Here is a 24,171-nt window from a genome sequence, read left to right as displayed (position 1 = left end):
ACACTTTTCCACAATATCAAACTGTATTCATTCAATCTCGCTAATACAAATTTTCTTTTACTATATAATCGAACTCTATTAATTTTTAAAATACTAACAAATAATATCGCTTTCATTAAAGGCTAATTGAGGTTACAATATCTTTTCTTTGGTTAATTGATAAATTTTGGATATTTCGCTGTATAGTAGGCGACGATTCCGCTACAAAAGACCTCTGATGGCATGTTCATAAAAAAAGGTGGCAATTTGCTGATCACTGGTGCAACAGGATGTGGTAAATCCTTTTTAGCTTATGCGCTGGGGCGCTGTGCATGCTGGCTGGGTTACCGGATCCAGTACTTTATTATGAATAAGCTTCTGGATGCACTTGCCCAAGCCAGACTTGATGGCTCTTACTTAAAATGGATCAGGAGAATCTCAGCTAATAAACTGCCGATCCTGGATGACTTTAGACCTAAGGCTTTGAACAATGACGCTCGGATTGCTCTGCTCGATATCCTGGAAGACAGGTATGGAAACGGCTCAACGATGATCAATTCGCAGCTTCCACCGGACAGCTGGTACAACTTTGTTGATCAACCAACCAACCCTCGCTGATGCCGTATGTTATGGACAGACTGGCAGCTTCTGCGCACAGAATAGCACTCCCAGCAAAGTCTTTGAGAAAGAAGAAAATCATTAAGTTCAACTTATATCACTCTTACTTACTGTGGTACAGGCGGACCTGGCTGCCGTACTTTGCTCCGGAATAAATGGGGTTCTTTAGTGAGGAACAATGCTGTTTTATCGTCGGAATATCCGCCTAGCATTCGGCAAAAACTTCACGCCCCGAACTAAGGACAATTCTACTCTAATAAGACTGATTTAAACTCTTTTATCACAATCGATGTATCTTATAATTAAGGCATTAACTGAGTCTATTTCCTATCAACCAATAATATTAATTCAAAAATCTCTGTCTTCAAATGGCCAATTAGAACCCCAAAAGCACAACTCTGAATTTTCAACACCAAATTTAATATGGCATCGTAAGCTAATATTCTTTTTGACCTACCCATTCAGGGATGGAATACTAGCACAAGCATCCGTTATTATGACCTAAAATAATTTTTATACCAGTTAGGAAATGTATTTAATAGCTTACCATAAAGTACATTTTCACTGATTGTTTCGATATCATCGAGCTGGAAAAATGAAATGTTTTTAAGTTTTATATTCAATTTTTTTAAACTAGCCGTATCAGAACCCAATACAACAAATTGCCAAAAAACAGGATACCTTTCAGTATCTGCCATTTGGATTTCTATATTTCCAACGTCTCCATCAGTGAGAATAATAACGAATACCGGGTTTGTAAAATTGTCAGCGGTTAGATAATTTTCTGATATAGCATCAACAACCTTAAAAGTGTGGGTTAGCCCACCAGCCGTAATTTTATTTTTAGTAATATAATCTTTGTAATTGTTTTTATCGACTTCTTCGTGCTTTCTGGATATATCTGCAAATGTCCAAATATTTAGGCTTCCTTCATGAGAAACTGCTATTGCTAAAGATAAAAGGCGTTCTAACACCCTTTGAACAGTACCATTTTTATATAGCTCCTCCATTGATCCAGATGTATCTAACGCAATCCCAACTCGTAAATTTTCAAACTCTTCAGCCTTAGTTTTCTTTATCGGAATAGAAAAACTTTGAATCGGCAATTGTAAATTAGGGTTAGTTATATAGCTATCATCTCGACTAATTGAATAACTTTTTGGGAGGGTCGACACTTTTTGATTAAACTTTTTATTTTCCTGTTCTAAGCCGGAAGGTCTAACATCTACCGTTGTAACATCCTGCACTTGAGGAAAGACTAAATTTGCCGACAATGGTCGCGACAAAACCTCCACATCATCTGGATTTAAATATACCGGAGTGATTTGATGTGTCAGAAAATCGCAATCGACGTTACAATCCTTTTTGACAGGTATAGTTTGCACAGCTCCAGATCTCTCATGGGAATCCTCTCTTTTAGTTGCTGTGGCTATATTAGAAATTTTCTCTGCATCTGGAATTATCACAGGATTTAAAGTATTCAAGACAATCTGACTATTTTTTTCCAGACCGACAAGTCCCTCCAGTTCATCCCCTAAACTAACTGCGAGATAGTTTTCCGGATTAAACATGACTGCCTTTGAGACTATGATTGCGGCAAATTCCGCATTCTGCGGTTTGATTTGACTTGCTTTTAATGCGAGATCGGTAGAGACATATTCCGTATAAGCTTTTCGCTCAAAGCGTGTAATTTGATTTTCTTGAAAATGAATTAGCCCTGTAATAGGATTACCAAGGTCCGATTTTAATGTTTCAAATTCTCTTTTAAAAATATTTATTAAAGTAGGGTTTTTACGGAAAATCATTAAATTTTCCTTATTAAATGATTCCGCATAATAAGTCCAGTTGTATGAACCGTTAACGAGAACCTTATCATCGATTAGACAAAACTTATGGTGCATTAGCCCAGGGTAATCGCTGAAATAAAGTGCTCCTCCAAGATCGATGAAACTTTGAAAGGGAAGCCCTAATTCCCAATTGTTAATATAATCATTAATGATTATAAGCTCAACCTTTACATTCTGCTTAAGTTTATAACAAAGCAGATCAAAAAGCTCGTGATTAGTAAACCATGCGATTGCTACGCGTATATTTTGAGTGGCCTTGCTAATCTCTTCCAATAATTTCGCCCGAATACCCGAAAAGAAAACTTCTATATCACTGTGCTCTGTATCTGTAGGACAAGTAACAGGAGGTATTGTATCAAATCCCAATCTAGATTTTATCTTGGCCTTCATTTCCAAAGAGGCGTTTTCAAAGTATTTGCCTAAAAATGGTGTTGGACAAAAATCAACGTACCCATCCAACCATAAAAGAAGCTGGAATAGATCAGTAGCTTTATTGTAGAAAGCTAAATTTAGATCACTTAACATCTTGTCACCCATGTCGGAATTAATTTTTAGAAGCAGCTTCGCCTGGTCATAAATGTGATCTTCGTCAATTTGTTTGATACCTTCTGATAAGGTTGCTATAAGTTTAATATTATATTCTGGGGAATTAATATCGAAAATTCGCCGTAAAAACCCATACTCTCCTTTTTTTTCAATATCGATGAGTGATGGTTGCTTGTCTGCTTCTTTTAACTTTAACGATATCGGTGTATTAGGGATTGTCCCATTTGCCAATTTAGCTTTCATCCTCAATGAGAACTCCAGAGAGGTTTTCTGGAAGATAAGATTAATTGTTTCCTGGTCGTAATTTAAAATGTTTTCTTCTATTTCTTTATTGCAACTTATTAAACACTCGTTCGCAATCATTCTGTCGCCTCGAACAGTTTTAATCTCTGATAGCGCAAAGGTGATTAATTTCCCATCAGACAGATTGCTGATATCGCTTCGGTTTATGAGGCTTTTCTGGTGGAATCCAATTTTGAAATCAAAAGAAGAACATTCAATAAATGCAATCTTATAGGGATTACCGTCTTTATGCTTTCTTTCTGCTAACTGAGTAATTACGCCAACATTGCGAGCAGTTTTATCCATGTTATTCATTAATGTTGTGAGACTTAAGATAATTTTTGGTTTAATGAAGATGTATAAACGCGGAACCTGATATTCAGAAAACGTATTGTACAGAGATTATATCGAACAATATTGTTGATCAATATAACTTTATAGAGTTATATTTCAAAAATTAACATAAATGAAATAGTAAATTATCTACGATCTTCTGATTAACGGCTTAATATGCATTTAAGATATCAAAGGTGCATATGTTTTGACTCTAGTTTTGACTCGATATAATACTACGCCATTTGTATAATTGGTTCGCAGCATATCAATTTGATATTCGCCCTTAAATCTATATAAAGTGTCTCCGAGAGATCCTTTGACGCGAGCAAAAACAATTCTAAGCATAAGACAATCCTTCAAAGCTTTGTCTACTGAAATTTTAACCTTCCCCTTGTCTTCACTAATTTCTGTTATGATACTCTCATCGCTAGATATGGTATTATTCCATACACCATTTTTATAAAGTTTAGGAAACCAAAGGAATTTATTTACCTCCGCCGGATGCCTTGCTGCCCCTGTCCAAATAGAATTTGGTTTATAATAATTTCCAAAGCAATTGGCCGCTTCAACCATTGTTCTAAATGCTACATGGTCTGTAATACATATGTATCCCTTCTTTATATAAGTCTGAGAGTTGAATTCTTGATCAATATCCCATGGAAGGAAATTTGTTTGCTCGGATAAAATTTCTCTAAGTTTAGCTACAACTTCATCAATAGTAGCGTTTACTTCCTGCAAGGATCTAGTGACGTCAATTCTTAATATGGTATGACCTGTCTGACTAATAATATCCTGTTGCCTTGTGGCATCAATTATTCGTTGGCGTTTATGATGCCCTTCGTCAATTTCAACATGAACCATTAATTGTGGGAAAAACATATCGGTAAGGGCAATCCCATTTGTTCGCCTAACATATTGTTGAGTAACGAATTTTACATCTAAGTCATCCAATAAGTGCCAGATTCTTGTCACCACGTAATGCTCGTAAGGTTTTTTCTCAGCTTTGTAAAACTGCCTACAAATATATTGAAGCTTATTCATTCTTTGCGAAATAGGGCTCTATTTGTAATAACCATTTTTGAGAACACATCAATTTAGCTAAATATGGGAATCGATTGGAAATTAGAGAAAAATTATCCATAATATTCCACGTGGCGAGGGTAACAATTCTAAATGAAATATTATTAATTTTCATCATTCCAAGGGATGTTATTATCTCGACAATATTTCTCTATTTCTGAATCTGTTTCGAAACACGTGTCACAGAATTCTGTAAGTTCATTTTTTGCCGCGTTAACGTACTTATCGTTAGCACTTAAATATGATTCGGCTAAAAGCATGAATTTTTCAAAGTCTTTGTTTATTTCGCACAACTTATCAACTGTCTTGAAATCTAAACTGCGGTATCTAGATATAAATAGTACGTCACTTTCATAAGGATTTGCTTTTAACTCTATAATTCCAATTCCAAAAGACTGACTCAATCTCTCCATCTCATCCATCAAGCCTTTATTAATTTCGAACGCCACTAAATAACCATAGTTCGCCCAACTTGAATTTGATACTGCTTGAAAGAAGTATTTTTTTAAATCATAATCTGTTTTGATCTCCTTTTTTATTTCATAAGAAGTAATACTGAATAAGTCCGCCTTTGTGACTAGTTTCATTAATGCGCTACTTGACCGATTCTTCAACCTAAGAAACTCTATTCCAATCATATCTGGATGTACCCATTTTTGATAATCGTCTTTCCCAATTAAGGACTGTTCATGGAAAATCGTCTTAGAATCGGAGTTCTGACTATTTAGAAAGCTACTTAATAGCTTGTGCAAAGAACGTTCTGAGAATTTTTTAGGAGATGAACCTGCTTGTGCAACTTTTATCTCATTCATAATCTGAAACATGTTGGTTTTAATATCATGTTTAGTCGAATAATATTCATACCCTTTAGAGCCTTTGATTCTTTTAACTCTCGCATCGTTTTGCCTGATAAAATGACCTAGTTGCGCACCAATGGTATCTGATGGAGTTTTTGCATTTTTCCAGTCTATGTAATGACCTTCATCGATTTTATCCAAAACTTGAAGATAGGTTAAAGCCCCCTCGAAATCATCTAAAACTTTTAAAATAGCTTCCTTAATTGTCATGTTTAGTTTTGCTTTTTTTTGATGATATTATTATGTTTGTCTGTTTTGCCTAGATCCCGGATTAGAATATTAACGAGGTTGTTAATATTGATAGATAAAACTTTAATCCAATATAGGGAGATCTTTTGGCTTCTTGTAATAATAAGGTATTTGTTGAAGTCAATAATTGGAATATCTTGAACACTACCTGTTAAAACTTTAAACAAATTCAGGATACGCTGTCCTTTTGCTTTTTCCTCAGGCCTAAGGAGCTGATATTGATTTTTCGAATTAGTGATATAATCGAGTATGTCCTTATTCGCGTAAGCGGGTTTGAAATTATCAATTAGGGTTGATATTTGGCCAAAACAGCTCGCGCTAATAAAGGAGAAAAAGCGGATTGGGAGTGTTAATTTCATTTGAATTTACACATCGTTACTTTCAACGGCTAAGATTAAGGTGAACAACCTCATATCTGAAATGAGAAGAAAGTAACTCTTTTGGATTATGGAATTGCTACCAATCCCGTTCGTCCCGAAATTTAAGGAGTGCCTGGGTGATTTCTTCGATGTCTCTCATGGGAATAAGAGTTGCTCTGATAAGCTATGATATGACTTACCCGAGGGATATGGAAATTTGCAACAGCGGCCAGGCTGGCTATTTGTTCTCGATATTGAAAAACGAACTGTACATGGTGGCAGTTGGCCTCAACAGAATATTAAGACTGACCTCAAAAAAACTAATATGATCAGGAATGAGTTATCTAAATACCGTTTATTTGTGTGGGAAATAAACATCGAAAACCCTATGAAATTCGTCGTGATATCTATTATCGCTGTATTTCTGCTCTTCATAGTAATCAGTTATTTTTACAGGCTGCTCCTTAAGATCAATTTTGAAGTATTTTGTTAGTGGATATTTATCTTTGCTAACAACGTCACGATACGTAATATCTATTCTCACTAAGTATACATCCAAATCAATTCTATCAAACTTTTTGCTGTCTCTCAATGATTCTTGAGGAAACAAACCATTTTGCTTAATGACCATCCGTTCATACATTGGCACTATGTAGCTATTTGAAAGATTCTCACTTCCATCATATGCTAGTACTTGACATGTTGTTATAAGGCTGTCGGCCTGCCTCTTACCTTCATTAACCAAGTTGCTTTTAAAAGACCAATTATGGGGCTCTTTATCGACAGTAAAATCAACAAACCGTACGATGGGTCGATTTTCAGCATTTCGTTCTATTTTCTCGTTTTCTAAAAATTTGATCTGAATATCTGTCTTTTCTAGGGATAGATTAAATTGCCAGACCCCTATAAACAAAGCAGCTACTCCTACAAATGTGGAAATCATACTTGTAATAGCGGACAACATTTCCACTTGGATATTTTTGTTCCCAAATAGCCATCGGATTCTAACTGTTTGTTGATTATCGGTTGCCATAATATTAGAAGATATCAGGTTTAAAAAAAGAAAACAAAGATGGTTTTAGATCTTTACGATTGCTATAAGTGACAGATAAGGCGGTAACACCTCTCTTTAATTCTTTAGGATTGTTCTTAAAGTGATAATTACCTATTACGTCGAACGCTGGAGTGCCTGGCAACTTTATGGAAGCAGTGAATGTGGCATCGACGCTATCTCGGTCAGTTGAAATGCATTGATAAAACTCATTTTGCCCATACTTTTGAAATAGAAACCTCAACTCAAAATCGTGTCCAAATTCTTGGTTAAATTTTACATGTATATTTTTTAAATAATAACCATCAATCAAGTAAGAGGTACTATATTTATAATAACCCGACGGAAAAAAAAAGTTGTTTATTTGTTGGCCCTGATCTATCCGAAATAGAGCATCAGCATGCTTTCTTCGAAATATGTCGGTGTTATTTACAGGTAGAACTGCGGTTGAATTTAAAACCAAGATGCCGCGTCTGTTTAAAATCTGCATAAAAGGATCTAAACTCATTTCAATCTGTTCACTGCCTGTTTTAGACTGAAAACTCCCAACCAAATCGTAAATATCACTTGTCGTTACTATTGTATTTTTTAAGGTTAAGTTAGCTTTAGGATGAATAATAATATATTCAAAAAAGAAAAAATGATATGCGAAAGTAAGTGCTACTATTACACCCAAAACTGCGGAACCAAAAAGATAACTCGCTATTTTAGACCGAGTCTCTTCAGGCCTAATAAAGACTCTAAAAATAAATCCAGTAGCAATAAATATTACAAAATAGTAATCGAGATCATCAAATTTGTAATACCAATCCTCTAAGTAGTCGATCATAGCCATTCCGCCAACCACAATCGTAATTAGTGCCAAATATACTCGAAACAATTTCCAATAATTTGTGAATCGAAAAATCCAACGGAACGAACTTATCGCTATAATGCTAGATGGTATATAGAGAATATAAAGTTTTGGATGGATTTTTCCAATAAAATTTATGAAGCCAAATGTGATATAGAAATATCCGAACATCACTACTGTGAAGATTGTTATATAGGATATTGTCTTGATCAGCTTTCTTCTGTCTGCTCCAAGCGCAGACACCTCTTCTAACGTAGCCATTATGAGCGTGTTGGTTACGATAAAGCTAATGATTATTTTAAAATAAGGAAGCAAAATTTGTCACTATTAACCCTTTTTATAAGTAATGTAAGTGAACTAGGTATTCGAATGTCAAATAAGGCAGCTACTTATTTACGGCAAAGTCCTTAGCTGGACTTCCTAATGGAAATCTCAATTACCACTACTATATTTGCTATGGGAATAGTTGTGGAGAAGGTAAAAGAGTTGGCAAACTCTATAAACGTTCATAAACCAATACCCAATTTTATTACCAATCCTTTAATGTGACTTCAGATGGCTGCTTCCTATAGAATGATTAAATTGTTGATTACCGGTTATGATGACAAAGCACTACTTTGACCCAATTTCAAAAAAATCACTACTAGACTGTCCAATACCTAAAAATATATCTGTAGCAATAAACTGCTCTGCTTTATCATAATAGGTGCTTTCAATAATTGTAGGATCTATATAAACCCAGTCTTTAAAAATTTTTCCATTTGATAGCCTGACACAAACTAGCAGTCTATGATAAGAATTATGTCTTATATCTGAATTTCGATATGCCTCCATTATTTCTATTCTATCAAAATTAACTGTATATCTATCACTTTCTGAAAGTCTTTTCTCCCCTTCTAAATCCTTTACTAATATTTTGATAAATTCTGTTTTCGAACTTCCGTAGGCTATATAAACCTGTGTGACAGTCAAAGGTTTGTTATTATCGTTTATAGCTGAAACATGCACCTGAGCAAAGGGATAATCTACAGTTGAGAAAACAAGCAGCTTTACTTTACTTTCCTTATAAAATTTAAAAACAGTAAGGCCCCCAAGAAGACTTGAGAGTCCCGCCCCCCATATCGACAAAATAAATTGAATTGTTTCGATGTTCATAGTATTCGTTTAAAAATACAATAGTTTACGCATTCCCACAACTCAGGTTAACAGCTGGACTGATTTTAGCCAAATTCTTCGATGATTTTTGATCACTGGAAGTTAAATACATCGTGGTTAAATAACAAAATAAATAGGTAAAATCAGGCCGGGAAATTTGTTACCAATTGAGATGATTTTTCGTTCCGTACCTCCTTGTTTTAGCGCGTAGTTGATCAAAAATCGTTCAGGTCAATAGCTTCGCATATGAGCTCGAGCCTCAATTATAGAAACAACCGACAGTACGATACATACATTTAACTGCATATTTGATAAAATCATCCATTATATGAAATCATCTGTTAATGCCATTGTGCGCCCTTCGGATAAATTGCCTACCTTTCATTGCCTAAATTAGATCATCATGTCAATTTTCAATACCTGGATCGATCTCCAGCAGGAAACCAGTGGCGGCAAAACCCTGCATATCTGCACCGAAGTCGCCGGTGAACGTAAGAAAATCGCTGCCGAACTGCAAGAGATCATGCGTTCCCATTACAACGACTTGTCAGTCATCGCCGACGATATCCAGACCCTTGGTTACGAAACCGCGGCTGCTATTTTAAAAGCACGGCTGCCGCAGGGCAAAAAATCCCGTTCCGGCGACCTGGGAGAGATCCTGGCGACCGAATACATCGAGCATGCTCTGGGTTATGAAGTACCTGTACGACGGCTGCGATATAAGGACGGCCGGGAAATGGCCTTGCGCGGCGATGACTTTATCGGTATGCGGCACGATGTAGCGAATGGATTAAGCTTGCTGAAAGGCGAATCCAAAAGCGCTGCTGTCCTCTCCAACACCACAGTAAAAAGTGCCCGTTCGGCGCTCGACCGGGACAGCGGACGCTGTACGCCGCACGCGCTGCTGTTCATTGTGGACCGGCTGCTGGAAAGTACGCCTGAACGCAAGGCGCTCGGTACGGCCATTAAACTGGAGGTAGCCAAAAGGGGCCTGCCACCGGCCAGCATCGCCCATGCATTCTTTACGCTGACGGGCAACAGTCCACTCAATTTCCTGCGGAACGACCTGCTCGCCGCTGAAACCACCCGACCGCAGACCTCAGTCAATATCAATATCACTGATCACCAGGATTTCATTGCCGGATCCTATAAAGACCTCGAAGAGCTTGGAAACAGTTGAAGAATTAAGCGCCTATTTGGGCGATCTGCTGCGCACTGATTTCCGCGGCAGCCTAGCCGACCGCGCCACGGCCTGGTCGATGATGCGGGTGAACGGTGAACCGCCTGCAGGGACCGGTTTCAGCCGGACGATCGCGACCGATCTGGCGGAGTACGGTTTTGCCGTGCTCCGGGCTGCCTTGCAGCTGACGGAGCGAAAAGGTGACCGGCAGCTCGCGCAAAACGCATTCAATGCGGCCGGCAAGGCTTTTGAAAGCCTTGTGCGAAATACTTATGAGGAAGATCCGCATGTTGGGTTTTTCCGGGTGATCGCTGGCGCAAGTTATCATTTGGCCGGTTATTCGGCCATTGCCTATTCGATCCTAAACAAGCGCCTGGACCAAGGCGAGAATAATGCTCCTTGCGAGGTCGCACTGATTTGGCTGATCCTGCGCGACTTGGATCAGCTGCGCAGCTTTATCCGGGAAGTGCTGGATGATACGGTTACAGATGCCATACTCTCGGAGATGTTGGAAATAGGCGATTTCGAGGTGGAGGATGCGGTTAGCGAGATCCTCAATGGCAGCATCTGCCGGGGTCTGGCTTTCTTCGACCTGGCACTGGCGACCGGCGATGAGGGACTTTATCAACAGGCGCAGTCCTTTTTCCGCAGGGCGGAAAAACTGGCCGCCGACAGCTCAACAGTAACGCTTTGGTGGATCGCAAAATTGACAACGAGCCTGACGGACGATCTTTGGAGTTCCACGCTGCATGTTCAGCTACCGGTCGAGCCCCCTTTAGGTGGTGAGGAACGGTATGCATCGCTGCGCGAATTATTCATCAGCCAGCTCTACACCCGTAAAGTGGCTGAGGTCGAACTTTGGCCCTCTCAGCTGGAAGCCGCAGCCCGCTGCCGCGATGTTGCCGACGATCTGATCGTTGCCTTGCCAACGAGTGCAGGGAAGACGCGTATCGCAGAAATGGCCGCCCTGATCACCTTGGCGACCGAGAAACGTGTACTGATCGTGACGCCATTAAGAGCTTTGTCGGCCCAGACGGAACGTTCTTTTCGAAAGACGTTCACTCCCCTCGGTTTCAGCGTATCGTCGCTTTACGGTGCCGGCGGCTTGTCCGCTATGGATTCCGATGCTCTGAACAGCCGTCATATCGTGATCGCCACGCCCGAAAAATTAGATTTTGCGCTGCGTAATGATGCGGGTATTTTGGATGACATCGGCCTGATCGTGCTGGATGAAGGGCATATGATCGGTAAAACCGAACGAGAGATCCGTTTTGAGATCCTGGTGCAGCGCCTGCTCAAACGGATGGATGCGGGTGAGCGGCGCATCGTTTGCCTGTCGGCTATCTTGCCTGACGGCAACAACCTGTCTGACCTTACCGATTGGATGCGTAATGATGATCCGGGCGCCGCGATCAAACTCGGCTGGCGGCCGACGCGACAATTGTTCGGCACACTGGAATGGAAAGGCCGGTCGGCTACGCTCAATTACGATCATAAAAAGGAACAGCCCTTTATCAGCAGGTTCATCGGACAGGCTACCCCGCCGGGGCAACAGGCTGCGCGCCCGGCCGATATGAAAGACCTTACTGTTTTTGGGGCCTGGGAATTCGCCAAGCAGGGCAAAAAAACGCTCGTTTTCATTACACAGGCCAACTGGGTAGAGAATTTTGGAAAGACTGCGCTGGACCTGGTGGCCAAGGGCTATTTACCCAGCCTGCTGCAGGAACCGAACAGGATCGCCCGCTGCGTGGCCGTCGGCAAGGAATGGCTGGGAGCTACCCATCCTGCCGTAAAATGCCTGGAAATCGGGGTCGCGCTGCATCACGGCAGTCTGCCTGATCCTTTCCTGCGGGAATTGGAAATTCTGATCGCAGCTAATGTAATCACCGTTACGGTCGCCTCACCAACGCTGTCGCAGGGACTGAATATCAACGCGGCCGTTCTGCTGGTACCTTACCTGCACCGGGCAGGGGAAGTCCTTAAAGGAGAAGAATTTGCCAATGTTGCCGGGCGGGCGGGCCGTGCCTTCGTAGATGTTGAAGGCATCGTGCTACATGTCATCTTCGACCAGCATGCACAACGCAAACGGGTCTGGAACCAGGTGGTGACCGCCGCCCGGCACCGGGTACTGACCAGCGGATTGATGCAGGTGATCCAGCAGGCCATGGAACGTCTGGCTAAAGGCGGAATGCTCAACAAAGCAGATGCCTTCGAGTACCTGGCCAATTCCAGAGAAGCCTGGTTCAGTAAGGACGGTGGGCAGCCCGCCGACGAGCTGGCGAATCTAGAGAATGATATCGATAAGCTGGACGCAATGATCCTGAGTCTGATCGAGGCGTTGGACAGTCAGGCGGCCGACCTTCCCAACCTGCTCGATGAAGCGCTCCGGGGTTCTTTCTGGGAAAGGCAGATTGCGCGCAAAACCGCGAAATACAAACAAGATCAGCTCGCCCTGTTGTCGGCGCGGGCGCGGCTCATCTGGGCGCATACAACGTCTCAGCGCAGGAAAGAACATTTTTGCATGGGGGTAGGCCTGGATACCGGGTTGCTTCTGGATTCGATCGCCGATGAGCTGAACTCCGCACTGGACGAGGCTGATCAGGCCGCACTGAACGGCGATACCGATCAGCTGCATGCCGCGCTGGTCAGGCTGGGCGAACCGTTGTTCAAGATACAGCCTTTTAAGCCGGACCCGCTGGCAGCAGACTGGAAAGGGTTGCTGGAACAATGGCTAAAGGGTCTTTCCATTGATCTGATCGGTCCGGGCAATATGCCTGTGATCGAGCAGTTGTTCTCCTACCGGCTGGTCTGGGCTATCGAAGCGATCCGGATGCGCCGGCTGGCAGCGGGCTGGGAACCGGAGTATATCACCGGTGGGGCTGCGGCCTGTGCCGAGAATGGGGTGCCGAACATGATGGCCGCCCTGCTCATCCGTGCAGGCCTGCCTTCTAGGCGCTCCGCTATGGAAGCTATTGTTAATAGTGGCGCCGATTTTGCCGACCGGAATGGGATGCGGGGCTGGATCGAGAGTGGTGAGGTCGATGAACTGAGCCAGCAGGCGGACTGGCCCTCGGCCGAAGCGGCACCGCTCTGGCAAGCCTTCCGGGAGGAAATGCTAAAACCTGAGTTAAAACGCTGGCGGCGGCAGGATTTTACGAATAAGGAATTGGTAGCAGCTACCGATTCTCCGAATGGATATTACCGCTTTGAGGTTGACGAAGACAATACCCCTTGGATGGTTACTCCTGATTTTGAAAGGATCGTGCCGTTTGTGCAAAAGATTAAAGAGACCGGCAAAGGGCTAACCTATATCTCGTTCACCAACGGGAACAGCCGACCACATGTGATCCGTTTTGGCGAAGGTAAGATATACTGGCTGTAACGGAAAATGCTAAACCAATCCTACGTCCGCTAAATTCACATCGCCCTACCTGTGGCCCTTATTCATCCTCGGCAGAGGCTGCCGGTAGGCGATGCTTGCACGCACGCAATGGGTTGTTCTTCCAGCGTTCTACACCGGATAGCCCTTTGGCTGTGCTTAACGCTCAGCATAAATCGTCTTAGGCTGGGATAGTTGATGAGCAGCTGGGTATCGATGTAGCCATCCAGTGTGCGCAAGGACGCGGCATTATCTGTCAATAGCTGACAAAGCTCGGCATTGTACCGTTCGCGAAAAATCGAGGCGAGTTCTGAAAGGGATCAGCATAAATTACCTAATGGCTTTTGTAACGAATATTTGTAAATAACAGGAATACTAATATTGCGTATAAATTGGAATTCTTAATTGCTAGTCGAGCATTGGAACTTGAGCAGTATTAACATTAGCTAATATGCAGCACCAATCATTTCTCAGAACATTGCCAAGCATGTTAGAAGCAACAGCAGCTGGAGTGATGATATGAATATTATGGATTTTGCAAATGACGATAATTTCAGGTCCAATTGGTCATCTAATCCCACAGTGCAAACGCCCTGGTATGAACTTACATTTGAAAGGGCTGTCCCCTGCAATATGATCGTTTTAACATCCGGTAATTCATCGGCAACAAATTATAGTTTTCAATATTATGCCAGCGGTAAGTGGAATGACATCAAAGCAAACAATGAGGGAGAGAAAAAGGTAAACATTTACCGGTTTGATAGAATATGGTGCGAAAAGATCAGGGTAACTATGCGTCAATTTGATAAAGCACCAGAAATAGCAGAATTAGGTGTTTTCAACGAAAAAAGATAGATTATTATGGATAACACAAAAGGTAAAAAGAGAAAAGATTTCAGTATGAAAGTTATCTTGACTTCAGGCAATAACAAGTAATGAAAATGATATGAATAAGATTAAAAAATATACAATTTACATTTGTTTTCTAGCGCTTTTTCCTAGCCAGGTATTCAGCCAAATTCATTCGTTGAAAGATTTTACTATTTGCAATCAATGCCCTAAAGTGATCTTCGAGGGTCAATACCCTCTTTCAACAATAAAAAAGCACATGAAAGTCTCCATTAATAATCATGACTTACAAATAACTGAAGTGAATTACTCACCAGGGCTTTACACATTACCTACTAAGTACGGTGAATTCGTGGGGTTAAATAACGGAGAATGGGGTGGTGGCTTATATCTTAAACCTAGTAATGGAGATAGTATTTTTGTGAACGGGAAAATCATGAAAACTTCTTCGCGATTTGAACAAGCAAGTTCTTTCTTGAACAAAAGCATAGAAGTAGTTCCCAATGTGACCGGAAAAGCAATCCCTATTGCCTACGGTAATATATATGGATTAGCTAGTTTCAAAGAAAAATTAATCTTTACAAGTTCATCAGAAAATCTTTATGAGCACTTAGGAACTCTTTCAACAATATCTTTTGAAAACGGTGTAAAAGTGACCGAAGTGTTTAGATTCAACGGTATCCCTCTAGTGATGGGAGCGTCTGATACTTCGGTATATGTGGCAACAACAAAAGGCATTTATATTTTTGAAGAAGGGCTAAAACAAAGCTTCATCAAAGTGATAGATTTAAGTCAATCTTTTCCAAATTCTTTAGTGGTGCTAAAACCTTACCTTTTAGCAATTGGTGCTGTGGGCGGTTATTATCTAGTCAATTTAAAAAACGGCCAAAATGACTTTTACGTTCTTCAAAACTTAAAGAAGTAAAAGTATCAAAACAGTACAAATATATGTACTGTTTTGATTCCGAGCACATCGTATGTTTTTATATTTATTTACATATAATTTTACCATTTTTACATAAATAGATGTAAATGCATATAATGAAAGGATTGGCGCCGTTTGTAAAGGAAAAGAGAAAGCTTGCAGGACTAACTCAGGAGGAATTCGCTGAGCGGGCAGGTGTCGCCCTTGTGATTATTTTTTTTTGTTAGTACGCAAGGCACACTAAATGGAGTAGGCTTTAATAGAGAGCATCGCTCTTCAAGATTTGCTTATGCTACAGAAGTAGCTAGACCTGGCGGAAGACGTATTGACATATTTTAGCACATGATTATAACAACATTCATATTACTCCTGTTTCAATTAGCCAATGTCTTTTTTCCTATCGCTAAGCCTCAAAAACAACTGTTGATAGTGATTAAAACTAGCATCTCTGCTCCTGGAGGTAAAACCATCAAAGACTATTTTCCTCCAGATAGTATATTTATCGAAAGCAATTACGGCATCGAACCCTTAATCAGAACAAGTGATATAGAAATGAATGGTAGCATATCTACTTCATCTGACGTCAACCAATATTATTTGATTAATTTCGCTAAGCAAACTTTCCAATCGACCAATAGTTTGACCCGCCCCTTTTCTAAACCAGAAAAATTCTCTCAAAAGAAATTGGGTCTGGATATTGCATTCAAATATCGAGATAATGAAAAATTTAAGCTTGAAAATATATTGATTTCTGGTAAAGCTGCCAGAAAAGTCTCTTATGTTTCAGAGCTACCCAACTTTAAAGGTTTTACAATAATATTTACGCTAATCTCAAAATCGCGTTATAGCTATCCGAGTCTTTTTCCTAATATCGAATCTGAATTTGGAGGAGTGGTTCAAAAGATTGAAATTATTCCAGCAAATAAACAAGGAACTATAATTAGAGATGTTTTTGTCAAGCCTACTGAAGATAAAAGAATAGCGAATTTCTTTCTCAGAGCAATTCAACAGAAGTAATCAATTTAGAAATCTTAAATTAAAATCTGAACAAAGCGGTGTATCACCGCCGTTTTGTTTAGATATCACGATTTAAAATGGATCTGCAGCTAATGATAATGTAAATCGCTTTAATGGCTAATGAGTTTGAAACTTGAACTGTATTTTATGTGCTCTTTTTCACTTAGCGCTCATCCGCTGTATAAAAAAACCTTTTATTTATTAAATGTGCGCTTTGATCATCGCTTCAATTTTGACATGGTCAAACTCTCCCGTGTAAATAACTTTACCTGACTTATCAAGTAGCACAACTGTAGGATACCCCGAAACACCTGCTTGTTTCGCCAAAGCCTTACCTGTGTAAAGCATCTTATAATTGGGCTGCTCCCTGTTGTAGAAAAAAGCGACCTCCTCTTTTTTGTCATATGCGTTTATCGCCAATAACTGAAATTTATCTTTCCCATATTTTGCCTGAAGTTCTTTGAGGTATGGAAAAGATTCCATGCACGGTCCGCAATTTTTTATCCAAAAATCCATTAGTATGACCTTCCCTGTAAGCTGGTCACTTTTTAAAATAGGATTACTTTTTCCATCGAATTCAGGTAACGCCCAATCTGTTAATATGGACCCTACAGGAATAAGCAAAGGCACATCTGCTTTCTTTTCTAAAGTATACGCATTTTGATAACTGGAGTAATACCAGGATTTGGTTTCGGGCTGTCTGGGATTGGTATTAACTTCAGTAAAAGTAGTAATGGTGTTATATAACGCTTTATCAATATCATTGGTTTCGATCACCTGATATGGCAGGTACGTTTCTGGGTTAATCAAGATGCGGTAATTGATGGTTACATCTTTAGTAAATTTCATTCCCTGGCCGGCATACTGCAATGAACTCCGGAATAAAGACAGCGTAATTACCTTGTAAGTCTTTTTATTTATGAGCGTATCTGCAAGGTCTTTAGCCGTCTTGTTGCTGCTAACAATTGACGGTAATTGATTGGCGAGCGTTTGGATAGCATTATGAAAAAATGAAAGTGAGCCAAAGCTACCGGGATCAGGTTGCTCAGTAAACCGGTAAGTTTTAAGCTTTTTATCTAACGTAAATATTTCAGCACCGTTATAGATTGAACGGTATTTTTCAGTTTCGAGTTGAAAGCGCGCTACCAGACTTTTATTGGTTGAATCGAACTCCACGTAAACGTCGCCCTGGACTGCTGAGTGATAATCGTTTTTAATGTTATTCACCTCGCTCCGATACTGATAACTTATAGCATTGAGCTCGGAAAGTTTAGCAGCCATTTTGCTCAGCGTCAATGATGGAGAATTTTCTTGTGCTTTTAATTGGTAAGAAGAGATACTTAGGACAGCGATAAAAGATAGGAGCAGAACGATTTTTTTCATCAGGTTTAATTTATTTACTGCAATCTACCATACCACGATAAGTTATTTTTTCGAATTAGACCAGTCCCGTAGAAAATTCGACTAATGCCATTGTACAGTGTTACCCTATAATTCAGCGTATTTTGTCGAAGATATAACTATACCTAAGACATTTTATTTGCATTGGATATTATTATATCCTTTATCTCCATATTTGGATATAATAATATTCATTTATGAAATCAAAACAGGTAGTGATCTTTCCAAAATATCAAAAGATTTGGGATAAACTTGGAGAGAATATTAAATTAGCCCGGAAACGGCGTAATATCACTGCAATCCAACTCGCTGAACGGGCTGCCATAGATCGGTTAACACTTCGTAAAATTGAGCGTGGTAATCCTAGTGTGTCTATGGGCGCCTATTTTAATGTCCTAAGGGCGCTTAACTTGCATGAAGACTTCCTTAAGCTGGCTGTAGATGATCAACTCGGCAAAAAATTACAAGATCTAAATTTACTATCTTAAAGTTAATACAGAAATAGGGATGCGATTAACAAAACATAGGAGGAAATATTAGGCATAAAGTTAACGTAATTAACTGCCTAGGTAGAAGAGTAACCAAAGTTTTTAACAACTGAAAGCATTAATAAATCAAGATGAGGTAATTACGTGGTAAAGCAACTGACTCGGGCTAAAAATAATCAAAGAAAATTGGCTACGAGTGTAGCCAATTTTCTTTAACTATATCAAAATTAAATAACTGACTAATAGGCACTAAAATATAATCTAGTTATATCTTGGTCATTATCAACAAATCCTAAAGTGATTTTAGCATCAGTCTTTATACCGGATTTCGATTTTATAAACAAATGGACTTGGTGATCCAATATTTCGGCCGAGGAATGCGGGAAGTAATCATAAATTGAAGACATTTCTGTGCCCGGGATAATTCCTAGCGTTGTTCCATTTCTAAGTTTAAAATCGAAGCCGAAGTAATCTTCATAAACCTCAATCGCATAAAGCTCACCATTAAAAAAGGTCAAATCGGCTCCAATGTAATGATATTTAAGTAAATCAGCTTCCTCAACTTCAGAATATACGGACTCTTGCGAGAGAGGCGTGCCGAATGTCATGAGTGCAGTCTGAGAATCAAGATCCCCCAGTTTAATTACCCCACCGCCCCCACCATGGAAAATGACGCTGTCAACTGAAACAAAATTATACCCATCTTCTTCTATTTCTTCTTGTAACTTATTTTTATTAGCATTTTCTACAGCCCTTATCTGGGTATTATTTTTTACAGTAGTTTCTGACCTCTTATAAGAAGTAAAAAGGATGCTATCTGCTTTGGCTATGACAAATGTCGTTGCCAGTCCTAAGATTATTACGTATATAACTAATTTTTTCATCGTGTTTGTTTTTAGCAAGGGTTAGGTACAGGGGTTCCGTTGGCAGTAAATTTTGTGCGGACATACGGCTCTGGGTTTTTCTTAACGCCGTTTATTTTAGTTTGAATATGAACATGTTTGTTGGTAACAGTCCAAGCATTCCCAGTCTTACCAGATAATCCTATTAATGTGCCGAAAGTCACACTTGATCCGACGTTGATTGAATTGGGAACGGATGTCAGGTGCCCATATAATGTTTTCAATATATCCCCATTAGGAAGTGTAGTTTGTATTTCAATAAGGTTACCGAATGATTCACTAATCTTTCCTGTAGGAGCGTTTCGAACAATTCTTACCACAGTGCCTTCAGCGATTGGATATAATGGTGTTCCAACCGGAGCGGATATATCTAAGCCCCAGTGACCTTTACCTGTTCCGTCATCATGAATGCGGGTCATTCCCCATCTACCGCCTTGGGTATTCGATGTGCCTGATGGAGCTATTTTCATAGTGCTCAAAGGGTCTCCTGGGCAAGGTATAGGATTAGTGGGAGCACCGCCAGGTGTGCCGGGAAAGCCGGGATCCGGGTACGTCACATCTTTACATTCATAATTACTATCTACGAAGGTTAGCGTCCATCCCGAAAAAGTCGCACATCCATTAGGTATAAAGTTTGGTTCAACACACCCAAATTCACTTTTAGTAGAAGTGACGTAAGCTCCCTGTCCACAACTTGTAGCATAAGAACAACGGAGAACTGTTTTACATTCCGTTACAGTGTAACTAGTGGTATTAGGCTTTAATTCTGATGTTTTGCCTTTATTCAACGATAATATCGTATTGACACCTTTTAAATAACTCACGGATGAACTATTTTTTAAATCCAGGTTTTGGTATACTACATCGCCCGAGAACTTTTCGAAGGAATAATTATCACCTATTGCAACAACTTGCTTTTTATTTTGTGAGTCAAAATAATAGGTCGCAATGCGAAAAAATGTAAAGTTGGAAGTCTTACCAACCAATAAAAACTTTTTTAAGTTCACTTCCTGGGCAATTTTATCATTTCCAACGCCTTTTTTATTATGGACATATGGCGTCAACTGATAATAATAATAGGTTGTTGAGTCATTTACCTTCGCCTCTTTTGAGGCGTCCCAACCGACCTTCCAATATATCTCTTCGGTTTCGGACATTTTTTGGCGGAGAAAATTTTCGTAGTTCCTATTCAGGAATTCGCTTTGAAAGTTTTTCGTCTGGACGGCCCTGTCGATATCAGAATTTACTGCTTGGTCATACAGCTCTTTTTTACAGCTGTATATCGTACCTAAAAGGATTAATATTAAGCCAATTTTTAAGTTGTTTTTAAATTTCATTTTTTGTTCAAGTATTTAACTCTTGGCCAAGAGAGGATGATTAATTAAAAACAATTTACCGCCATATTAGGGCCACGACAAGTTTTCGCTATGAACAGGTATTTTTTCGTTATAAAAAGCTCATTTTTCTATAAGAGAATCAGAACAGCTATAAGCTTCGTAATTATATATTGGCTCTGACATTTTTATAATTGGGTTATGTTGAAATGCTTCAAATAATTGGCTCAAGTAGCATAACATAATTAAGTATTATAGAGTAAATTGTTAAAAAACACCTTAACCCCAGTGAATTTATGCGACTAATCTTTTATAATAATACTGTAAGTAAAACCTGCCTACTTTTGCCTTCTTTTTATAAGCCTGCTCTGCACGAACAAATCGAAATTAACCTTGTAAAAATCGCCAGCAGTAAGTTGTAATCCTCCGACCATAGTTAAACTGTTACCAGTGATAAAGTCTATATGAAAGGTGGAAATAATGAAGCTTCTATTGAATTTAACAAACCGTGGATAGCGAGATAAAATCTCTGAAATTTCAGTTAATGACATATAGGTGAGAATTCTACGGTTTGTCGTATGTATCATAACATAATTAAGTTTGCTTTCAACAGCTACAATATCAGAGTATATGATGTTATACATTTTTAGTCCGTCCTCCTTGCTCTTTATCAGGAGATATTGATCATATTGATCATCTTTGTAATCATATAATACTCTGGATATCGAAGTACTAAATTCACTATAATCAAATGGATTACATAAATAATCTGCTGCGCCCAATTTAATGGCATCATAACTATACTTTTTATCATCACTCATAAATACAAACTTTCGAATCTTATGTCTTAATATCTTTACAAGATCAAAACCGCTTAATGGATACATTTCCACATCCAAAAGTAGTATGTCAAAAGGCTTACTTTTAAGAATTTCTTCAACAGCCGACTCGGAGTCTGTAAAGGTATTTATCAGATATAAAGTTGGATTGTAATTAACATATTTTTTCAAAGATTCCAAGGAATCTGAAATTTTCGCAATTATAATGCATGTATTCATATTTTGAAGATCAAGCCGATAAGATATAGCAAGCAAATAAAAATATGAAATAATCAATGTGCGATAAATTCACATCATTAAAATTTAATGTCACGTTAATGAAACTTTGATATTAGCCAGAGATTTAACTATAATGTATCTTCCATTAATAATAAAAACAAAAAATACTACTATTTCAATCTTCTACAATAGCCTTATAGCAATCTTGAAATTTTAAAAAAAATAAAGGTTAGGTATTCTAACCCTAACTATGTGATATCGCGTTAGTGTAATAATTATTACTCTTATAAGATCAAGTATTTCCTTATATTTACATTATAAGATTACCCATATGAACACTATACTTCTAATAATCTCACTATTTACTTTCAGTTCATCGTATAGTAATAATGTCTCCACCCAAGATGCAATTAAAATAAATGGACTGTCGCTTTTTAGTTCAAAAGATAATATCATAAAAACGCTTGGAAAGCCAAAAGTTGTTTTTGCCCCGCATTATGATTGCGGCTGGGATGATTATGATGATGTTGTTTATTACGTCCTAAAATATGATTCAGTAAATTTCATCGGGCATAAGACGTCAAATTATGTTATAAAGGACATTAATTTTTCTCCATTTTTAAAATACAAAATATCTTATAATGGTGTCAATATAAGTTCCGAGACTTCGTTAAAATCATTTTTAAAAATCTCAGGTCAATCTAAACATGAGATATTGACAAGGAGAAATACTCCATCATCAGTACTAGCGATAATGAATGGGCCACATCAAATAATTGAAGTTGTACATATTACTGACGGCAAATCCGACGATAGTGTTTATTTTTATTTTGTAAACGACAAATTGTGCAGATATGAATACTTCACACCTTGTTAGTAGTGTTAATCTGTTGATTATTTCTAAATAACTTTTTTTCTGCTTCGGACATTTGCAACTCATCAATATAGGTCCTCAATCAATGTCATCATTTAATGAACTACCTATCGGACACTTCAGAAGCTCGATAAAACACCATCCCTGTTTCAAAGAACTTCCCACGGGTAAACATGTGAGACTGCATTTATTATTTTACGTAATGATTTTGCTTTATGGATGTCAAGCTGGAGCTACCAAACCATGGTCACCTAGTATTAATGAGATGATTTCCATTGCAGATATGAGCCATGACAAAACATTGGAAGTCATGAAAGGAAAGGGATTTGAAGAGCATTCGTCTGAAACTACCTATGGGCAACGAATTACCATGATGAGGCTTAAAAATTCAATCCTGGATGTATCGTTAACAAAATCTCAGTGGAAAGACAAGGATAGTGTTTTTCAGATGGTGCATTTGGAAATTATACCTGTCACTGCCTGCCATCAACTGCTTGAAGAACTGAAAAGCTCCGGGTTTAAAATAAAAGAGCAGCATGAGAATAGTGATAGCAGTTATTGGCTATTTGCGAAAGACATATACACCGTGAGCATTTATAAATTTAAGAGCCCTTCATTACCATTATCCGTCGAACTACATAAATTATAGCACTGAATTACTCCAATTGTATTTGTATCATAACACAATGATGGGCTCTACACGACATAACCCAACTAACTATCTTTCAACGGACCCATACGTCGCCACTCACTCGCCTCTTCCATATTCTGAGATATAAAACACTTTGATAAGTTATCAACGCTAAGCATTATACCCTGCAGTTAACCTTTCAGAATTTGTAAAAAATCATCATTGATATAAAATACTTCTTTACCCTCTTTAGCCTGGCTCAAAATTTTTGCCGCAACGAGTGCTAAATGGACACATCAGCACAACGTGTCCATTTTATGGAAAAAACTGGACACATGCTCATGACCATGTTTATGTTCATCCAACTACCTATCTGTTAACGGAACTGTTCTTCGCCACTCAGCTAAGGTGATCAGGTTACCCTCAATAGGCTCATAAAAGCTGATACTGTAATCCTTAGGGTTTACCGTAAAAGTATAATACGTCACATAGGCATAACCGTTATCTTCTGCTACTTTTACCCAATAGTTTGGATCTTCTCGAGTTGGAGGGCTTTCCACATAGGTCGCTAAAGTTCTTTTTCCTTGACTTTCTTTTTCTACTCCCTGGGTTCTATTTCTCACCTCTTCCAGATCCAGAATAAGATCTATCACTTTAGATTCCTGACTTACCGTATCAGCTTTCAACTTTTGCACCTGCTTGCTTTTGACTACAACCGCAGCCTTCTTTGGTTTCTGCTCACAGGAAGTTAAACACATCGTGGTTAAACAGCAGCAATATATGGGTAAGAGCAAGCGGGCAAATTTGTTCATGATCAAGAGGTTTTCGTTCGGTAGTCCTTTTATTTTAGCGGATAGCTGATCAACAATTGTGCGGGTTGATAGTTTTGGATAGGAGCTTAAGACTATAAATATCGTGTTA

The 24,171-nt window shown here is 39.0% G+C and carries 21 protein-coding genes; 9 read left to right on the top strand and 12 right to left on the bottom strand.

Annotation, left to right across the window (positions count from 1 at the left end; all coding sequences use genetic code 11):
- Window positions 1–222 precede the first annotated feature (222 nt).
- Complete coding sequence (locus CLV32_RS22310) at window positions 223–597, top strand: ATP-binding protein (protein WP_133559183.1); 375 nt, start codon at window positions 223–225, stop codon at window positions 595–597.
- A gap of 494 nt (window positions 598–1,091) precedes the next feature.
- Here CLV32_RS22310 and CLV32_RS22305 read toward each other — a convergent pair whose 3' ends face one another.
- From CLV32_RS22305 to CLV32_RS22275, 7 genes are all read right to left on the bottom strand, one after another.
- The gene (locus CLV32_RS22305) at window positions 1,092–3,578 is read right to left on the bottom strand and encodes a VWA domain-containing protein (RefSeq protein ID WP_166642006.1); all 2,487 of its coding nucleotides are present in this window, start codon (window positions 3,576–3,578) and stop codon (window positions 1,092–1,094) included.
- Between the two features lie 210 nt (window positions 3,579–3,788).
- A complete protein-coding gene (locus CLV32_RS22300) occupies window positions 3,789–4,649 on the bottom strand; it encodes an AbaSI family restriction endonuclease (protein ID WP_133559181.1) in 861 nt (286 codons plus the stop codon).
- 143 nt (window positions 4,650–4,792) lie between these two features.
- A complete protein-coding gene (locus CLV32_RS22295; protein ID WP_133559180.1) occupies window positions 4,793–5,755 on the bottom strand; it encodes an HTH domain-containing protein in 963 nt (320 codons plus the stop codon).
- A 2-nt stretch (window positions 5,756–5,757) separates the two neighbouring features.
- A complete protein-coding gene (locus CLV32_RS22290) occupies window positions 5,758–6,153 on the bottom strand; it encodes a hypothetical protein (protein WP_133559179.1) in 396 nt (131 codons plus the stop codon).
- Between the two features lie 355 nt (window positions 6,154–6,508).
- Window positions 6,509–7,186, bottom strand: a complete 678-nt coding sequence (locus CLV32_RS22285; RefSeq protein WP_133559178.1) for a hypothetical protein — start codon at window positions 7,184–7,186, stop codon at window positions 6,509–6,511.
- A gap of 4 nt (window positions 7,187–7,190) precedes the next feature.
- Window positions 7,191–8,318: a hypothetical protein gene (locus CLV32_RS22280; RefSeq protein WP_133559177.1), complete on the bottom strand. Its 1,128-nt coding sequence runs from the start codon at window positions 8,316–8,318 to the stop codon at window positions 7,191–7,193.
- A gap of 351 nt (window positions 8,319–8,669) precedes the next feature.
- Window positions 8,670–9,212 (bottom strand): hypothetical protein, encoded by a 543-nt coding sequence (locus tag CLV32_RS22275; protein WP_133559176.1) that lies wholly within the window; start codon window positions 9,210–9,212, stop codon window positions 8,670–8,672.
- A 403-nt stretch (window positions 9,213–9,615) separates the two neighbouring features.
- Here CLV32_RS22275 and CLV32_RS22270 point away from each other — a divergent pair, with 403 nt between their 5' ends.
- The 6 genes from CLV32_RS22270 to CLV32_RS22245 all read left to right on the top strand — a co-directional run bounded on the left by CLV32_RS22270 (window position 9,616) and on the right by CLV32_RS22245 (window position 16,562).
- Complete coding sequence (locus tag CLV32_RS22270) at window positions 9,616–10,392, top strand: Hachiman antiphage defense system protein HamA (protein ID WP_133559175.1); 777 nt, start codon at window positions 9,616–9,618, stop codon at window positions 10,390–10,392.
- The gene (locus CLV32_RS22265) at window positions 10,379–13,774 is read left to right on the top strand and encodes a DEAD/DEAH box helicase (protein ID WP_133559174.1); all 3,396 of its coding nucleotides are present in this window, start codon (window positions 10,379–10,381) and stop codon (window positions 13,772–13,774) included. The genes CLV32_RS22270 and CLV32_RS22265 overlap by 14 nt, the downstream gene beginning before the upstream one ends.
- A 525-nt stretch (window positions 13,775–14,299) precedes the next feature.
- Window positions 14,300–14,626 carry a discoidin domain-containing protein gene (locus tag CLV32_RS22260; protein WP_166642005.1) on the top strand — a complete coding sequence of 109 codons (327 nt, stop codon included), beginning with the start codon at window positions 14,300–14,302 and terminating at the stop codon, window positions 14,624–14,626.
- A 91-nt stretch (window positions 14,627–14,717) separates the two neighbouring features.
- Window positions 14,718–15,545, top strand: coding sequence for a hypothetical protein (locus CLV32_RS22255; protein ID WP_133559172.1), 828 nt, complete (start codon window positions 14,718–14,720; stop codon window positions 15,543–15,545).
- Between the two features lie 107 nt (window positions 15,546–15,652).
- Window positions 15,653–15,772: a helix-turn-helix domain-containing protein gene (locus CLV32_RS23495; protein WP_394346185.1), complete on the top strand. Its 120-nt coding sequence runs from the start codon at window positions 15,653–15,655 to the stop codon at window positions 15,770–15,772.
- Window positions 15,773–15,887: 115 nt separating this feature from the next.
- Window positions 15,888–16,562, top strand: a complete 675-nt coding sequence (locus tag CLV32_RS22245; RefSeq protein WP_133559171.1) for a hypothetical protein — start codon at window positions 15,888–15,890, stop codon at window positions 16,560–16,562.
- A gap of 201 nt (window positions 16,563–16,763) precedes the next feature.
- On the opposite strand, the gene CLV32_RS22240 is transcribed toward CLV32_RS22245, so the two are convergent.
- A complete protein-coding gene (locus tag CLV32_RS22240) occupies window positions 16,764–17,945 on the bottom strand; it encodes a TlpA family protein disulfide reductase (protein WP_133559170.1) in 1,182 nt (393 codons plus the stop codon).
- A gap of 215 nt (window positions 17,946–18,160) precedes the next feature.
- Here CLV32_RS22240 and CLV32_RS22235 point away from each other — a divergent pair, with 215 nt between their 5' ends.
- Window positions 18,161–18,451, top strand: coding sequence for a helix-turn-helix domain-containing protein (locus CLV32_RS22235; RefSeq protein ID WP_133559169.1), 291 nt, complete (start codon window positions 18,161–18,163; stop codon window positions 18,449–18,451).
- Between the two features lie 239 nt (window positions 18,452–18,690).
- On the opposite strand, the gene CLV32_RS22230 is transcribed toward CLV32_RS22235, so the two are convergent.
- The 3 genes from CLV32_RS22230 to CLV32_RS22220 all read right to left on the bottom strand — a co-directional run bounded on the left by CLV32_RS22230 (window position 18,691) and on the right by CLV32_RS22220 (window position 21,745).
- Window positions 18,691–19,335, bottom strand: coding sequence for a hypothetical protein (locus CLV32_RS22230; RefSeq protein ID WP_133559168.1), 645 nt, complete (start codon window positions 19,333–19,335; stop codon window positions 18,691–18,693).
- Between the two features lie 11 nt (window positions 19,336–19,346).
- Window positions 19,347–20,690, bottom strand: a complete 1,344-nt coding sequence (locus CLV32_RS22225; protein WP_133559167.1) for a M23 family metallopeptidase — start codon at window positions 20,688–20,690, stop codon at window positions 19,347–19,349.
- 335 nt (window positions 20,691–21,025) lie between these two features.
- Complete coding sequence (locus CLV32_RS22220; RefSeq protein WP_133559166.1) at window positions 21,026–21,745, bottom strand: LytR/AlgR family response regulator transcription factor; 720 nt, start codon at window positions 21,743–21,745, stop codon at window positions 21,026–21,028.
- A 1,157-nt stretch (window positions 21,746–22,902) separates the two neighbouring features.
- On the opposite strand from CLV32_RS22220, the gene CLV32_RS23190 reads away from it, so the two are divergent.
- On the top strand, window positions 22,903–23,268 hold the full coding sequence (locus tag CLV32_RS23190; RefSeq protein WP_166642004.1) for a hypothetical protein: 366 nt from the start codon (window positions 22,903–22,905) through the stop codon (window positions 23,266–23,268).
- 347 nt (window positions 23,269–23,615) lie between these two features.
- On the opposite strand, the gene CLV32_RS22210 is transcribed toward CLV32_RS23190, so the two are convergent.
- Window positions 23,616–24,062, bottom strand: a complete 447-nt coding sequence (locus tag CLV32_RS22210) for a hypothetical protein (protein WP_133559164.1) — start codon at window positions 24,060–24,062, stop codon at window positions 23,616–23,618.
- Between the last annotated feature and the right edge of the window lie 109 nt (window positions 24,063–24,171).

It is taken from the genome of Pedobacter duraquae (assembly GCF_004362245.1).
GTDB classification, from domain to species: domain Bacteria; phylum Bacteroidota; class Bacteroidia; order Sphingobacteriales; family Sphingobacteriaceae; genus Pedobacter; species Pedobacter duraquae.
This window is presented reverse-complemented; position numbering and strand designations above follow the sequence as displayed.

Bases quoted from the DNA above. Each gene is read 5' to 3' on its own strand.
- CLV32_RS22230 (WP_133559168.1), bottom strand. From the start codon at position 19,335: ATGAAAAAATTAGTTATATACGTAATAATCTTAGGACTGGCAACGACA.
- CLV32_RS22245 (WP_133559171.1), top strand. From the start codon at position 15,888: ATGATTATAACAACATTCATATTACTCCTGTTTCAATTAGCCAATGTC.
- CLV32_RS22235 (WP_133559169.1), top strand. From the start codon at position 18,161: ATGAAATCAAAACAGGTAGTGATCTTTCCAAAATATCAAAAGATTTGG.
- CLV32_RS23495 (WP_394346185.1), top strand. From the start codon at position 15,653: ATGCATATAATGAAAGGATTGGCGCCGTTTGTAAAGGAAAAGAGAAAG.
- CLV32_RS22310 (WP_133559183.1), top strand. From the start codon at position 223: ATGTTCATAAAAAAAGGTGGCAATTTGCTGATCACTGGTGCAACAGGA.
- CLV32_RS22260 (WP_166642005.1), top strand. From the start codon at position 14,300: ATGGATTTTGCAAATGACGATAATTTCAGGTCCAATTGGTCATCTAAT.
- CLV32_RS22285 (WP_133559178.1), bottom strand. From the start codon at position 7,186: ATGGCAACCGATAATCAACAAACAGTTAGAATCCGATGGCTATTTGGG.
- CLV32_RS22280 (WP_133559177.1), bottom strand. From the start codon at position 8,318: ATGGCTACGTTAGAAGAGGTGTCTGCGCTTGGAGCAGACAGAAGAAAG.
- CLV32_RS22275 (WP_133559176.1), bottom strand. From the start codon at position 9,212: ATGAACATCGAAACAATTCAATTTATTTTGTCGATATGGGGGGCGGGA.
- CLV32_RS22255 (WP_133559172.1), top strand. From the start codon at position 14,718: ATGAATAAGATTAAAAAATATACAATTTACATTTGTTTTCTAGCGCTT.
- CLV32_RS22295 (WP_133559180.1), bottom strand. From the start codon at position 5,755: ATGACAATTAAGGAAGCTATTTTAAAAGTTTTAGATGATTTCGAGGGG.
- CLV32_RS22220 (WP_133559166.1), bottom strand. From the start codon at position 21,745: ATGAATACATGCATTATAATTGCGAAAATTTCAGATTCCTTGGAATCT.
- CLV32_RS22270 (WP_133559175.1), top strand. From the start codon at position 9,616: ATGTCAATTTTCAATACCTGGATCGATCTCCAGCAGGAAACCAGTGGC.
- CLV32_RS22300 (WP_133559181.1), bottom strand. From the start codon at position 4,649: ATGAATAAGCTTCAATATATTTGTAGGCAGTTTTACAAAGCTGAGAAA.
- CLV32_RS22305 (WP_166642006.1), bottom strand. From the start codon at position 3,578: ATGGATAAAACTGCTCGCAATGTTGGCGTAATTACTCAGTTAGCAGAA.
- CLV32_RS22240 (WP_133559170.1), bottom strand. From the start codon at position 17,945: ATGAAAAAAATCGTTCTGCTCCTATCTTTTATCGCTGTCCTAAGTATC.
- CLV32_RS22290 (WP_133559179.1), bottom strand. From the start codon at position 6,153: ATGAAATTAACACTCCCAATCCGCTTTTTCTCCTTTATTAGCGCGAGC.
- CLV32_RS23190 (WP_166642004.1), top strand. From the start codon at position 22,903: ATGAGCCATGACAAAACATTGGAAGTCATGAAAGGAAAGGGATTTGAA.
- CLV32_RS22210 (WP_133559164.1), bottom strand. From the start codon at position 24,062: ATGAACAAATTTGCCCGCTTGCTCTTACCCATATATTGCTGCTGTTTA.
- CLV32_RS22225 (WP_133559167.1), bottom strand. From the start codon at position 20,690: ATGAAATTTAAAAACAACTTAAAAATTGGCTTAATATTAATCCTTTTA.